The 12,735-nt window shown below is 70.5% G+C and carries 11 protein-coding genes and 1 tRNA gene; 8 read left to right on the top strand and 4 right to left on the bottom strand.

Annotated features, from left to right (window positions below):
• Nucleotides 1–345: nicotinamide mononucleotide transporter family protein (locus KUTG_RS15895; protein ID WP_043729530.1), on the top strand; the 345-nt coding region annotated here is incomplete at its 5' end.
• On the opposite strand, the gene KUTG_RS15890 is transcribed toward KUTG_RS15895, so the two are convergent.
• Nucleotides 307–1,179, bottom strand: coding sequence for a polysaccharide deacetylase family protein (locus tag KUTG_RS15890; protein ID WP_043717713.1), 873 nt, complete (start codon nt 1,177–1,179; stop codon nt 307–309). The two genes, KUTG_RS15895 and KUTG_RS15890, sit on opposite strands and share 39 nt — an antisense overlap.
• 104 nt (nt 1,180–1,283) lie before the next feature.
• Here KUTG_RS15890 and KUTG_RS15885 point away from each other — a divergent pair, with 104 nt between their 5' ends.
• From KUTG_RS15885 to KUTG_RS15875, 3 genes are all read left to right on the top strand, one after another.
• Nucleotides 1,284–2,042: a thiopeptide-type bacteriocin biosynthesis protein gene (locus KUTG_RS15885; protein ID WP_052394638.1), complete on the top strand. Its 759-nt coding sequence runs from the start codon at nt 1,284–1,286 to the stop codon at nt 2,040–2,042.
• On the top strand, nt 2,039–4,174 hold the full coding sequence (locus KUTG_RS15880) for a lantibiotic dehydratase (protein WP_052394636.1): 2,136 nt from the start codon (nt 2,039–2,041) through the stop codon (nt 4,172–4,174). Before KUTG_RS15885 ends, KUTG_RS15880 begins: the two co-directional genes overlap by 4 nt.
• 118 nt (nt 4,175–4,292) lie before the next feature.
• On the top strand, nt 4,293–5,075 hold the full coding sequence (locus KUTG_RS15875; protein ID WP_052394634.1) for a lanthionine synthetase LanC family protein: 783 nt from the start codon (nt 4,293–4,295) through the stop codon (nt 5,073–5,075).
• Between the two features lie 86 nt (nt 5,076–5,161).
• Here KUTG_RS15875 and KUTG_RS15870 read toward each other — a convergent pair whose 3' ends face one another.
• The 3 genes from KUTG_RS15870 to aceE form a co-directional block, all read right to left on the bottom strand.
• Nucleotides 5,162–6,532 carry a DUF6297 family protein gene (locus KUTG_RS15870; protein ID WP_043717712.1) on the bottom strand — a complete coding sequence of 457 codons (1,371 nt, stop codon included), beginning with the start codon at nt 6,530–6,532 and terminating at the stop codon, nt 5,162–5,164.
• Complete coding sequence (locus tag KUTG_RS15865; protein WP_043717709.1) at nt 6,529–7,140, bottom strand: ABC transporter ATP-binding protein; 612 nt, start codon at nt 7,138–7,140, stop codon at nt 6,529–6,531. Before KUTG_RS15865 ends, KUTG_RS15870 begins: the two co-directional genes overlap by 4 nt.
• A 110-nt stretch (nt 7,141–7,250) precedes the next feature.
• Nucleotides 7,251–10,028 carry a pyruvate dehydrogenase (acetyl-transferring), homodimeric type gene (aceE, locus tag KUTG_RS15860; RefSeq protein WP_043717706.1) on the bottom strand — a complete coding sequence of 926 codons (2,778 nt, stop codon included), beginning with the start codon at nt 10,026–10,028 and terminating at the stop codon, nt 7,251–7,253.
• A 312-nt stretch (nt 10,029–10,340) separates the two neighbouring features.
• Between aceE and KUTG_RS15855 the strand changes: the two genes are divergently transcribed.
• The 4 genes from KUTG_RS15855 to KUTG_RS15840 all read left to right on the top strand — a co-directional run bounded on the left by KUTG_RS15855 (nt 10,341) and on the right by KUTG_RS15840 (nt 12,691).
• A complete protein-coding gene (locus tag KUTG_RS15855; RefSeq protein ID WP_043729525.1) occupies nt 10,341–10,772 on the top strand; it encodes a DUF3052 domain-containing protein in 432 nt (143 codons plus the stop codon).
• A 64-nt stretch (nt 10,773–10,836) separates the two neighbouring features.
• The gene (locus KUTG_RS15850) at nt 10,837–11,295 is read left to right on the top strand and encodes a peroxiredoxin (protein WP_043717704.1); all 459 of its coding nucleotides are present in this window, start codon (nt 10,837–10,839) and stop codon (nt 11,293–11,295) included.
• Between the two features lie 46 nt (nt 11,296–11,341).
• Nucleotides 11,342–11,413 (top strand) — tRNA-Val (locus KUTG_RS15845).
• 255 nt (nt 11,414–11,668) lie between these two features.
• Nucleotides 11,669–12,691 carry a ferritin-like domain-containing protein gene (locus KUTG_RS15840; protein ID WP_198047186.1) on the top strand — a complete coding sequence of 341 codons (1,023 nt, stop codon included), beginning with the start codon at nt 11,669–11,671 and terminating at the stop codon, nt 12,689–12,691.
• Nucleotides 12,692–12,735: the final 44 nt, after the last annotated feature.

Here is a 12,735-nt window from a genome sequence, read left to right as displayed (position 1 = left end):
GGGGCGCTGGCCGCCGTCCTGGTCGTCGGCACGGTCGGCATGGCCCTGCTGCTGACCGCGACCGACGCGTCCTGGGCGCCGTGGCCGGACGCGGCGATCTTCATCGGCACGGCCGTGGCCTACGGCGCCCAGGGACTGCGCCTGGTCGAGTTCTGGCTGGTCTGGCTGCTGGTCGACGCCATCGGCGTGCCGCTGCAGATCGCGTCGGGCCTGTACTTCAGCGCCAGCGTCTACATCGTGTTCACGGCCCTGGTGATCAAGGGCTGGCGGGACTGGACCCGAAGCGCCAAGGCGGTCGCCCAGGCCTCACCCGCGCAGACACCAGTCGGCAACGTCGGCATGTGACGCAAACCACACGTTGTGCCCGGTGATGTACTCGACCAGCTGACGCAGCGCCACGAACCGCGACCGGTGCCCGATCACGTGCGGGTGCATGGTGAGCTGGAAGAGGCCCCCGTCGGCGTAGGCCGCGTCGAACTCGTCCCGCCAGACGGTCAGGATCTGGCGGGGCGGCACACTCGGCCGGGTCGGGTCGCGCGGGAAGAACGGGGCGTCGTCGCGGATCCACTCCACCGGGATCTCCACCAGCCCGGTCGGCTCGCCGTCGGCCATCACCTCGTACGGGTCGTCGTCGGCCATCAGCGACGAGTCGTAGCGCAGCCCCAGCTCCCTGATCACGGCCAGGGTGTCCGCGCTGAAGTCCCACGACGGCGTCCGCAGCCCGACCGGCCGCGTTCCGCTCAGCCGTTCGAGCGTGTCGGCGGCGCGGAACGCCAGGTCACGCTCGACGCCGGGCGGCAGCGCGGTGTTGCGCTCGTGGATCCAGCCGTGCAGCGCCACCTCGTGCCCGTTGTCCACGTACGCCCCGATGTCGGCCGGATGCAGCAGGGCGGACACCGCCGGCACGAAGAACGTGGCCGGAATTCCGTGTGCGGCCAGCAGTTCCAGGATCTTCGGCACGGCGACGCGGCTGCCGTACTCGCCCTGTGACAGCTGGCAGGGGCTGAATTCCCCGTCCCGCAGCGGAATCGTCTCGTGGTCGGAGTCGAAGGACAGCGCCACCGCCGCCTGCCGCCCGTCCGGCCAGTGGTCGGGACGCAGGCTGCGGCCCGCGCGCACCCGGCCGACCTGTTGCCGCCAGGCCGTTTCCGGCCATTCCCAGGGTTGTCCGGTCACCATGAGCGACAGGTTAGACCCGTTCACACCTTCGACTGACCACCTGTGGACAACTCGCGAAGTTCGCCTAACGTCGAGGAGGAACCCGGCCGGGCGGAGGTGAAACTGTGCTGTCACAGCAAGAAAGGCTCACCTTCCTGGCCGGCGGCCTGGCCGCGCTGCGCGACACGGCCGCGCCGACGTGGACGCAATGGGGCCTGAGCGGGCCGAAAACCGGTCTCTACGGCGAACTTCTGGTGGCAGTGCGAGAGATGCTCGCGGGCGACCGGATCACCGACTTCTTCTTCATGCACAAGCCGCCCGGCCTGCGGGTCCGGTTCGCCGCCGCGCCCGGCCGCGAGTCGTGGGTGCGGGCCGAGACGAACCGGCTGGCCCGGCGCTGGCGCGAGGACGGCCTGGTCGACGGGATCGTGCCCGGCGTGTACGAACCCGAGGCGGCCCTGTTCGGCGGATCGGCGTCGATGCACCACGTGCACCGCCTGTTCACGGTGGATTCCGTGGCCTGGCTGGATCATCACGCGCGACCGGTGCTGCCGGCGTGGCTGGTGTCCATGCGGCTGCTGCGATCCGTGTTCGGCGGGCTCGGCCTGTGCTGCCAGGCGTGGCCGCGCGTGCGGGACAACTGCGGCCGGCGGGTGCCGCTCAAGGACCGGTCGGTCGAGGTGGCCTGCGCGGAGCTGCGGGCCGTGTGGGAGACGACGCGAGCGCCGGTCGAGCCTGCGGCGCGGAGCTGGCGGGTGGCGCTGGAGCGGGTTGGCGTCGACGCCGCCGAGGTCGCGCCCTACTACGTGGTCTTTCACTGGAACCGGGCTCGGCTGAGCGCCGCGAGGCAGGCCCTGATCACCGAAGCGCTGGCGAGCACATGAGCGTGCTGCTGCGGGTGGCCGGGCTGCCGATGCGCCTGTGGACCGCCGCCGGCAACCCGGAACTGGTCGCCGACCTGCGAGAACTGCTGGCCGAGGAGGCGGAGTACGCCGCGTACGCCCGCTCGCTGGCCGACTGGCTCGGCACGGTGATCCCCGAGGCCGAGGAGCGGGCAGAGCTGCTGGCTCTGCGCCGGGCCCTGCACAACGGCCGTCCCGTGTCGACCGCGATGCCGGAGCTGTCCCGTGCGGTGGCCTGGTCCATGGCGCTCGAACTGCGGCGGGCGGCGGTGAACGAAGGCATCGACCGGGAGCGTGAGCGGCTACGAAGGCTGCCTTGGTCGCAGGTCGACGAGGCCGTGACGTGGGCCGTGCCGGACCTGGTCGGTGAGCTCTCGCGGCGGGTCGAGGCCGAGGAAAACTGGGGTGGCAAGCGTTTGCGGCAGCGGTCGGAGCACCTGCTGCGCATGATCGCCCGGGGCGCCGCCAAGCCGACCCCACGCGGCTACCTCGCCCACGTCGGTTCGGCCGAGGTGGCGGAGACGGCGGCGTGGCCGTCGGTCGGGGCGTGCTCGGCGCAGTGGGTGAGCAACATCAACGCCGACCGAAGACAGGCCGGCCTCGACGGCTCCACGATCACTCTGAACGGCCTGACCTGGGTCGACGGGGACCGCCTGCGCTGCTGGTCGGTGACCCGCGTGGTCGAGGTCCGGCGGACGCCGCTGCTGGACGCGATCCGCAACGTGCTGGCGGACGGCGTGCACGACCTCGACGAGCTGATCCGCCGCCTGGCCCCGGATGCCGGCGATGTGCTGCGGGGTTTCCTGAAGCACCTGGTCGATCTGGGTGTGCTCCAGCTGTCCCGGCCGCCGCGATCGAGCTGGACCGTTCCCCTCGACGGCTTCGTCGACGTCTACCGGTCCGTCGAAGGCCCCGTGCCGGTCGACTTCGTTGCTCGGGCCAGTTCCCTTGCCCTGCAGGCGTTGCGGCTCGTCGACGTGCTGCCGCGGCCGGCCGACCATCCGGTGCTGTCGTTGATCGGCTCCGCGCCAAGATCCCTCACCGATCTCGTGGCGGAGTTCATGGCCGGCGCGCCGACGGAGTCGTCCGAACGGCGAAGATCGCCGGACCTGCCCGAAGTCCTGACGCCGCACCTGCTCGACGAGATGGGCCTGCCGCCGGCCGAGCTGCCGGAGTGGCCGCTGGACTGCCTGGTCCGGCCGATGGCCCAGGGTGTCGAGCTGGCCGTGCTGGAGGCGATCGCCCCGGCCGGCGTGGTGGACGCCCGCTTCGCGTCCGCGCTGACGGAACTCGGCGGCGAGCCGCCACAGGTCCGTTCCTACCGGGAATTCCTGTCTCGCAAGGCATCGGGCGAGGGCGCCCAGCTCGTGGAGATCCTCGTGCCGCCGCTGGACGACCGTGCCGCCAATGCCGTGCGAAGACCCTCGTACTGTCCACTATGGACCGGTGACGCCGATCATTCGAGCTACTTGCCCGCAGCTGGCCGATATCTGCCGCTGGACCGGATCACCCTCCGTCGGGTCGACAACCGGATCGTCGCCGAGGATCCGTCCGGCGCGGTGTTGTGGCCCATGTATCACGCGACTCGTACGCCGATCGGGCCGTGGGGACTGGTCGTCGCCCTGCTCACCGCCGCCGCGCCGCGAGGCCCGTCGATCTCGTTCGGCAACCGCATGGCGGCCTTCCCGGAGCGGGATTTCCTGCCACGCATAGAGATCGCCGGCGGCCTTGTGCTCTCCGGCCGACATTGGCGAATTCCCACACCGCGGAACGTCCACGACCTGGCCGCGCTCGACCTGCCGCGCTTCGTGTTCGCACGGGCGGCCGGCCTCCGGCCGCGGCCGGTAGATCTGCACAGCCTGGCGGCACTGCGGGACCTTTCCCGGCTCTCGCCCGACGAGATCGTCGTCGAGGAGATGCTGCCCGGTCCGGACCACCTGCCGCTGCGGGACGACCGCGGCGAGCCCGTTGCGGGCCAGTTGCTGCTGAGGCTGCCGCACCGCCGAGCCACCACCGCCGTCGCGGTGGGGAATCAGGAAGGGGAAAGTGGATGGAATCCGTCTTGGCCGTCACCGAACTGGACCGCCTCATCGAGGAACTGGACACCCGGATGACCGATGTCGTCCCGGAGGGCCGCGCGCCGGACTCGGCGATCTGCTCGCTCGTCGGCTGCGACATGAGTCACTGGCACTGCTGAGTCGCGCCGCGGGCTCGCCGGACCTGGGTCCGTGCGTGCTCGCGACGCTGCTGGCCGGCTCGTCGGATCGCACGGTGCGGGCCGCCGTGCGATCCGCCGTGCCCGACTGGCTCGATGCCGCCGTGCGACCGATGCCTCGCGTCGGCCTGCACGGCGGCATGGCCGGCACCCTGTTCGGCCTGGAACTGCTCGCGGCGATGCATCCGCCCGTTTCCCGCCTGTCGCAACGGGTTTCCGGCTGGCTGTGGGAGCGGCGGTTCGAGGAGTTCGACCTGGTCTCCGGCGCGGTCGGCGCCTGCCTGGCCGGCTACCCGCAGCCGGTGTGGTTCGCGGGCGAGGACACCGGCCTTGCCCATGGGGCCGCCGGCGTGCTCCTCGTGTCGCCGCAGCCGGATCTCATCTCGCGGTTGCTGGAGCAGTCCTTTGTGGACCAACGCCGGCAGGGTTGGTGCTACGGCATTCCCGGCATCGCCTGGGCCCTGTGGACCGCCGGCGCCCGGGCCGATGCCGTGCGGCTGGTGCGGATCCTGTGCCAGACCTTCGATCCCGAGGTGAACCTCTACGGCCGCGACGCCGACCGCCTCGGCATCTGTCACGGCGCCGCCGGCGTCCTGCTCATCGCCGACGCCTTCGCCCGCTGTGGCGTCACCGGCGCCGCCGGCCTGCGGGACCTGATGCGGGCGTACCTGCTGGAACGCCTGGACCTGCTCCCGTCGCTGGACGAGACCCTGCTCACCGGCGCCAGCGGCGTCCTGGCCGCCCTCCTCACCGTCGACGGCGCCAACCCCCACTGGCTCCGCTCCCTAGGCCTCCACTGACCCCCGCGAGTCCCCGCCCACAGTCACACCGAATGTGTGAAACGGATTCGGCATTTCGGTGTGACGCTAAGCGGGACTCGCGGGGGTTACTGGGTGGCTATTAGTTGGAGGGCGGCTAGGCCGACGAGGATGGCGGGGCCGCGGACGAGCTGGCGGATGAGGTTGACCGGGACGACGCCGAAGCCGGTGTCGAAGATGGCGCCGCCGCCGTAGTCCATGGGCTTGCGGGTGGCCATGGCATAGACGACGACCACGGCCCCGGCGGCGGAGATGACGGTCGTCACCGATGGCGCGAGGGGCAGGGCGAAGGAGGTCAGCGCGCACCAGACCACGGCCCCGACGGCCGGCAGCGTCAGGTGGATGGCCTTCAACTCGCCGTCGGTGCCGCCGAGGGACCGACGCAGGGCGGGGGAGCCGCTGATGGTGCGCAGGCCGCCGGCGAAGCGGTCGGCGGCGGCGTAGGCGAAGAGCAGCTGCACCGGCCCGACGGCGATGGGCGGCAACGACACGGCGGCGAAGAACGGCACCGGCAGCAGGGCCACCCACACGGCGATGGTGGCGGGATACCGCCGCAGGCGGGCCACATCGGCGAGGACGAACGCGAAGGCCCGGCTGCCGCGCAGACGTACCGAACGAACCCGGCCGATGCGACGGGCCCGGCGCAGCATCAACGCCGACGACACCAGCGACAGGTCCAGCCACACCGAGGAAACGGCGGCGGCCTGCACGAGATCGGTGCCGGCGGACAGCGCGCCGCGGTGCAGCCGCCGCAACGCCACCCATCCGACCCGCACGGCCAACAACGCCGGCAGCGCCAGCACACGAGGCACGAGATCCATCGACACGGCCAGGCTCGGCACGTCCAGCTGCAACGCCACGACGCCGCCCATCACCACCGCGACACCCAGCAGCACCGCGAACGGCACCGCCCGAGCCCGGGTCTGAGCCTCGATGGTGACGGCGACCAGGATCACCGCCGCCAGGAACCCGCTGATGCCGTTCGACAGCAGGTTCACCAGCCACGGCGGGTAGATCGCCGTCAGCCCGCCGGCCAGCAGCGCCCCGCCGACCCCGGCGATGAGCAGCGTCCGCACGTACGTCGGCAGCAGCGCCGACCGCCGGTCGACGGGACTGGCCAGAATCCACGTCTGAGTGGCCGAACCCGCCCAGATCGGCCCCACTGCCAGCAGCGCCTGCCCGAACGCGGCCACGGCCGCCACAGCGATCGCCACGGCCATCCACGACACGGTCGCGGCGGTGTGCGGGGTGGGGGCCACCGACAGCGCGGGCGCCGACCGGGTTTTGATCACGGCCTCGGTCACCAGCCCGCCGGCCATGGCGAGGTACAGCGCGGTGTCGGAGAAGTCGTACAGCCGCCGGAAGATCGAGCGCGGGTTGCGGCGCCGCCGCATGTTCCGCAGCTCCGAACGCACGGCCCGAGCCGTGACCACAGTCACAGCCCGACCTCGATGTACACGTCGGCCACGGCCTCGATCAGCTCCGGGTCGTGCGAGGCCATCAGCACCGACACCCCGTTGGCCTTCTCGGCGTTCAGCCGCGACGCCAGCCAGGCCCGCCCCTCGACGTCCAGCCGCTGCTCGGGCTCGTCCAGCACCAGCAGCGACCGCGGCCGCACGAAACAGCTGGCCAGCGCCAACCGCCGCTTCTGACCGGACGACAGCGTCGCCGGCAGCTGGTCCCGCTGCTCGGTGATGCCCAGCTCAGCCAGCACCGGCTCGACGATCTCCACCGGCGCGCCGTGGGCCAGCGCGCACAGCGCCAGGTGCTCGCCCACCGACAGGTCCGGGAAGAAGTCCACGTCGTCCAGCACGCAGGCCATCGCCGCCCGCGTGTCCGGCGACGTCTCCAGCACCGGGAACCCGTTCATCGTGATCCGCCCGGCGTCCGGCAGATCGGTGCCGGCCACGCACCGCAGCAGCGTCGTCTTGCCGGAGCCGTTCGGCCCCACCACCGCCGCGCCCTCCCCGGGCGCCAGCTCGAAACTCAGCTCGTGCAGCACCAGCAGCCCGCTGAACCCTCTGCTCAGCCCTTCCACCCGCAACATCAGACCGTCCCCCCAAGATCAAGGGACCGATTCTGGCGTTCACCGTCAGGAAGGGCCCCTTACTCGCGTTGAACGAGAGTAAGGGGCCCTTCCTGACATCAGCAGGCGGGTCAGGCGGCGCCGGAGTCCGTGGTCGACGGGCCCGCGGCCTGCGGGTCGTCCAGCCGGTACCGGCGGGTCGCCTCGACCACCTTGTCGTGGTCGATCTCGCCGCGGCGGGACAGCGCGGTCAGCACGCCGACCACGATCGACTGCGCGTCCACCAGGAAGTGGCGCCGCGCCGCCGGCCTGGTGTCGGAGAAGCCGAAGCCGTCCGTGCCCAGCGACACCATGTCCGTCGGCACCCACGGGCGGATCAGGTCCGGCACCGCGCGCATGTAGTCCGACACCGCCACGACCGGGCCGGCCGCCTCGGACAGCACCTGCGTCACGTACGGCACCCGCGGCTCGGCCTCGGGGTGCAGCATGTTGTGCCGGTCCACCTCGACGGCGTCGCGGCGCAGCTCGGCCCACGAGGTGGCGGACCACACGTCGGCCTGCACGCCCCACTCCTCGGCCAGCAGCGCCTGCGCCTTCACCGCGTCCGGCATGGTGACGCCGGAGACCAGGATCTGCGCCCGCGGGCCGGTGGCGCCGGGGGCCGTCGCGTAGCGGTACAGACCGCGCAGCAGGCCCTCGACGTCCAGGTTCTCCGGCTCGGCCGGCTGCTGCACCGGCTCGTTGTAGATCGTCAGGTAGTAGAAGACGTTCTCCGCGTTGTCGCCGAACATGCGGCGGAGGCCGTCCTTGACGATGTGCGAGATCTCGAACGCCCACGCCGGGTCGTAGGCCACGACCGCCGGGTTGGTCGCCGCCAGCAGCAGCGAGTGCCCGTCGGCGTGCTGCAGGCCCTCGCCGGTCAGCGTGGTGCGGCCCGCGGTGGCGCCGAGCACGAAGCCGCGGGCCATCTGGTCGGCGGCCGCCCACAGGCCGTCACCGGTCCGCTGGAAGCCGAACATCGAGTAGAAGATGTAGATCGGGATCATCGGCTCGCCGTGGGTGGCATACGAGGTGCCCACCGCGGTGAACGACGCCGTGGAGCCGGCCTCGTTGATGCCCTCGTGCAGGATCTGGCCGTGCTCGCTCTCCTTGTACGCCAGCATCAGCTTGGCGTCCACGGAGGTGTAGAGCTGCCCGTGCGGGTTGTAGATCTTCTGCGACGGGAACATGGCGTCCATGCCGAAGGTCCGCGCCTCGTCCGGGATGATCGGCACGATCCGGCCGCCGATCTCCGGGTCCTTGATCAGGTCCTTGATCAGCCGGACGATGGCCATGGTGGTGGCCACCTCCTGCTTGCCCGAGCCCCGGCGGATCGTGTCGTAGACCTTGTCGCCCGGCAGCACCAGCGCCTTGGACTTGCCGCGCCGCTCCGGCACGAAGCCGCCCAGCTGGCGGCGCCGCTCCAGCACGTACTGGATCTCCGGCGAGTCCGGCCCCGGGTGGAAGTACGGCGGCAGGTACGGGTCGCGCTCGAGGTCGGCGTCGGTGATCGGGATGCGCAGCTCGTCCCGGAAGAGCTTGAGGTCCTCCAGGGTCATCTTCTTCATCTGGTGCGTGGCGTTGCGGCCGGCGAAGTGCGGGCCCAGGCCGTAGCCCTTGATGGTCTTGGCCAGGATGACCGTGGGCTGGCCGTTGTGCTCCTGCGCCGCCTTGTACGCCGCGAACACCTTGCGGTAGTCGTGGCCGCCGCGCTTGAGGTTCCAGATGTCCTGGTCGCTCATCGCCGCGACCATCTCCTTGGTCCGCGGGTCGCGGCCGAAGAAGTGCTCGCGGACGTACGCGCCGTCGTTGGCCTTGTACGTCTGGTAGTCGCCGTCCGGCGTGGTGTTCATCAGGTTGATCAGCGCGCCGTCGCGGTCGCTGTGCAGCAGGGAGTCCCACTCCCGGCCCCAGACCACCTTGATGACGTTCCAGCCCGCGCCGCGGAAGAACGACTCCAGCTCCTGGATGATCTTGCCGTTGCCGCGGACCGGGCCGTCCAGGCGCTGCAGGTTGCAGTTGATCACGAAGGTCAGGTTGTCCAGGCCCTCGTTGGCCGCCACGTGGATCAGGCCGCGCGACTCCGCCTCGTCCATCTCGCCGTCGCCCAGGAACGCCCACACGTGCTGGTCGGACGTGTCCTTGATGCCGCGGTCGCGCAGGTAGCGGTTGAACCGCGCCTGGTAGATCGCGTTCATCGGGCCCAGACCCATCGAGACCGTCGGGAACTCCCAGAAGTCCTGCATCAGCCGCGGGTGCGGGTACGACGGCAGGCCGCCGCCCGGCCCGGCGTGCGAGTACTCCTGGCGGAAGCCGTCCAGGTGCTCGGCCGACAGCCGGCCCTCCAGGAAGGCGCGGGCGTACATGCCGGGGGAGGCGTGGCCCTGGAAGTAGACCTGGTCACCGCCGCCCGGGTGGTCCTTGCCGCGGAAGAACCAGTTGAAGCCGACCTCGTACAGCGTCGCCGAGGACGCGTAGGTCGAGATGTGGCCGCCGACGCCGACGCCCGGCCGCTGCGCCCGGTGCACCGTCATGGCCGCGTTCCAGCGGATCCACGCCCGGTACCGGCGCTCGGTCTCCTCGTCGCCGGGGAACCACGGCTCCTGCTCGGTGGGGATGGTGTTCACATAGTCCGTGCTGGTCAGCGACGGCACGCCCACCCGGCTCTCCCGGGCTCGCTCCAGCAGTCGCAGCATCAGGTAGCGGGCACGCTGCTGCCCGCCGCCCTTCAGCACGCCGTCGAAGGACTCAAGCCACTCCGCGGTCTCATCGGGGTCGATGTCCGGGAGATGGGCGGCGAGGCCGTCGCGGATGACCCGGACCCGCTCCGGGGTGCTCGCGTTGCCAGCGCCGTTGCTCTGCGGGGCCAAGGGGTCTCCTCGCCTGGTGTGTCGACTCGTTCACGTCCATCCTCCCTCATTCGGCGCTGGCTGGTCGCCATCAGTCCGTGCTACCGATCGGTAGCCTGCTCGCGCGCGCGTATAGGAGGTAAGTAGAGCTTGCCTGATGCCCCGAACGGGTGGCAAAGCGGGGTCGGATCCCGGGGTCGTCTTCGGTGTGTCACGGTGTGGGTGGTTGCGCAGGTGGCCACCCTCAGTGTTCGCTAGCCGCGACCGGTGTTGAATACAGGTGCGGCGACTGCCCAGTCGCCGCTCTTGGCATAGCTTGGAGGAGTGGAAGCCGTGGTGGCCGCGGGAGACGCTGGCAAGGTCGGCGTCGCCGACAGGCTCGGGATCGAGCCGGACATGGTGGTCCAGGAGATCGGTTGGGACGAGGACGTCGACGACGACGTCCGCGCCGCGATCGAGGAGAGGATCGGCGGTGACCTGCTCGACGAGGAGTCGGACGATGTCGTCGACGTCGTGCTGCTGTGGTGGCGAGAAAGTGACGGCGACCTGGTCGACACGCTGATGGACGTGACCGGGCCGCTGGCCGAGGACGGCGTCATCTGGGTGCTCACCCCGAAGACGGGCCGTACCGGCTACGTGGAGCCCAGCGACATCGCCGAGGCGGTGCCCACCGCCGGACTGGCCCAGACGCTCAACGCGAGCGTCGGCGAGGACTGGGCGGGCATCAAGCTCGTGTCGCCGAAGTCGGCCAAGACCAAGCGCTGACCTCGCCGACCGGTGGCCTAGGCTTGGCGGGCAACTGCCGAGCCCACCGGGAGGAAACGCGAGCATGGCGCTGGAAGTCGGTACCCAGGCCCCTGACTTCACGCTCAGGGACGCCAACAGGGAGGAAGTCACCCTGTCGTCGTTCCGCGGCGCGAAGAACGTGCTGCTGGTGTTCTATCCGTTCGCCTTCAGCGGTGTCTGCACCGGAGAGCTGTGCCAGGTGCGCGACGACCTGGCCGAGTACCAGAACGACCAGGTGCAGGTCATCGGCGTGTCCGTGGACACCCCCTTCAGCCTGAAAGCCTGGGCCGAGAAGGAGGGCTACACCTTCCCGCTGCTGTCCGACTTCTGGCCGCACGGCGCCACCGCCCAGGCCTACGGCGTCTTCAACGACAAGGCCGGCATGGCCCTGCGCGGCACGTTCCTCATCGACACGCAAGGCGTCATCCGCTTCGCCGAGGCCAACCAGCCCGGCGAGCCCCGCGACCAGGACCAGTGGAAGCGCGCCTTGAAGGCACTGTGACGTGAGACCATGACCCCGGGCCGGCCGATGCCGGCCCGGGAGTCACGGGCGCATAGCTCAGTGGGAGAGCATCCGCCTTACAAGCGGAAGGTCGTAGGTTCGAAACCTACTGCGCCCACGCCCTCGGCCGACGTGTGTCCGCAGAAAGCGCGGACCGCGTCGGTCGTCGTCGTTTCTGGGGGGCGACCCCCAGACCCCCGATGTGGGGGCTCCGCCCCCACGCCCCCGGGCTCGGCTGCGCCTTCGGGTCGGTGGGGTGCCGTTTGGCGTCTTGCTGGCTGTTTGACCCCAAGTGATGTGTCACAGGTGGTGGGTGGGTGCTGTCTTAGCTGGGCGACGAGGGATGTCGGGACGGCGAGACTTGGGGTGGCTGATGGAGACGGTGGAGGAGCTGCGCAGGCATTTGCAGTGGGCGGTGGAATTGGAGCACTCGACGATCCCGCCGTATCTGTGCGCGCTGTACTCGGTGGACGAGGAGCGGAATCCCGAGGTGGCGCGGGTGGTGGGGAGCGTGTTCATCGAGGAGATGCTGCACCTGGCGCTGGCGGCGAACCTGCTGAACGCGGTGGGCGGGGAGCCGAGGCTGGACAGTGCGGAAATGCTGCCGAGGTATCCGCATCCGCTGCCGCACAGCGATGGGTCTGTGCTGGTGCACCTGAGGCCGTTCGGGGCGGAGGCGCTGGAGCTCTTTCTGGCGATCGAACGGCCGGCGTCGGCGGATGCGCCGGAGCAAGGGGACAGGTATCGGACGATCGGGCAGTTCTACGCGGCGATCGAGAGCGGGCTGCGGGAACTGTGCGAGAGGCTGGGGGAAGAGGCGGTCTTCACCGGGGATCCGGGCCGGCAGGTGGGGGAGATGCACTTCCGGGGAGGGGCGGGGCGGGTCTTCCCGGTGACGGACCTGAAGTCGGGGCTGGCGGCGCTGGCGGAGATCGTGGAACAAGGGGAAGGGGCGGCCCGGACGGAGGTGTGGGACGGGGATCGGGACGTCTTCCATCCGGATCGGGAAGAAGTGGCGCACTTCTACCGGTTCCAAGAGCTCAAGCACGGTCGGCGTTATCGGAGTGGGGACACGCCGCAGAGCGGGCCCACGGGCGAAGCGATCAGCGTCGACTACGACGGGGTGCAGCCCATGCGGCCCAACCCTCGTATTGCTGATTACCCCGTAGGCAGCCCGATTCGGCAGGCGCAGGAGGAGTTCAACAACGCCTACAGCCTGCTGCTGTACCTGCTGCACGAGACGTTCAACGGAGACCCGACGCAGATGGGTGCGGCGGTGCGCCACATGTACGTGATCAAGGCGCAGGCCACGGCGCTGATGAGGATGCCCACCGGGGACGGGAAAACCACTGCGGGGCCGTCGTTCGAGTACGTGCCGCCGGAGTCGCGTCGATAGCGGAGCGGCGGTCGGCGGGTGGTGCCCGCGACCGCCGCTCGGTG

Source organism: Kutzneria sp. 744 (assembly GCF_000568255.1).
In the GTDB taxonomy this organism is placed as follows: domain Bacteria; phylum Actinomycetota; class Actinomycetes; order Mycobacteriales; family Pseudonocardiaceae; genus Kutzneria.
The sequence above is the reverse complement of the archived record's forward strand: the minus strand, read 5'-3'. Positions and strand labels throughout refer to the sequence as shown.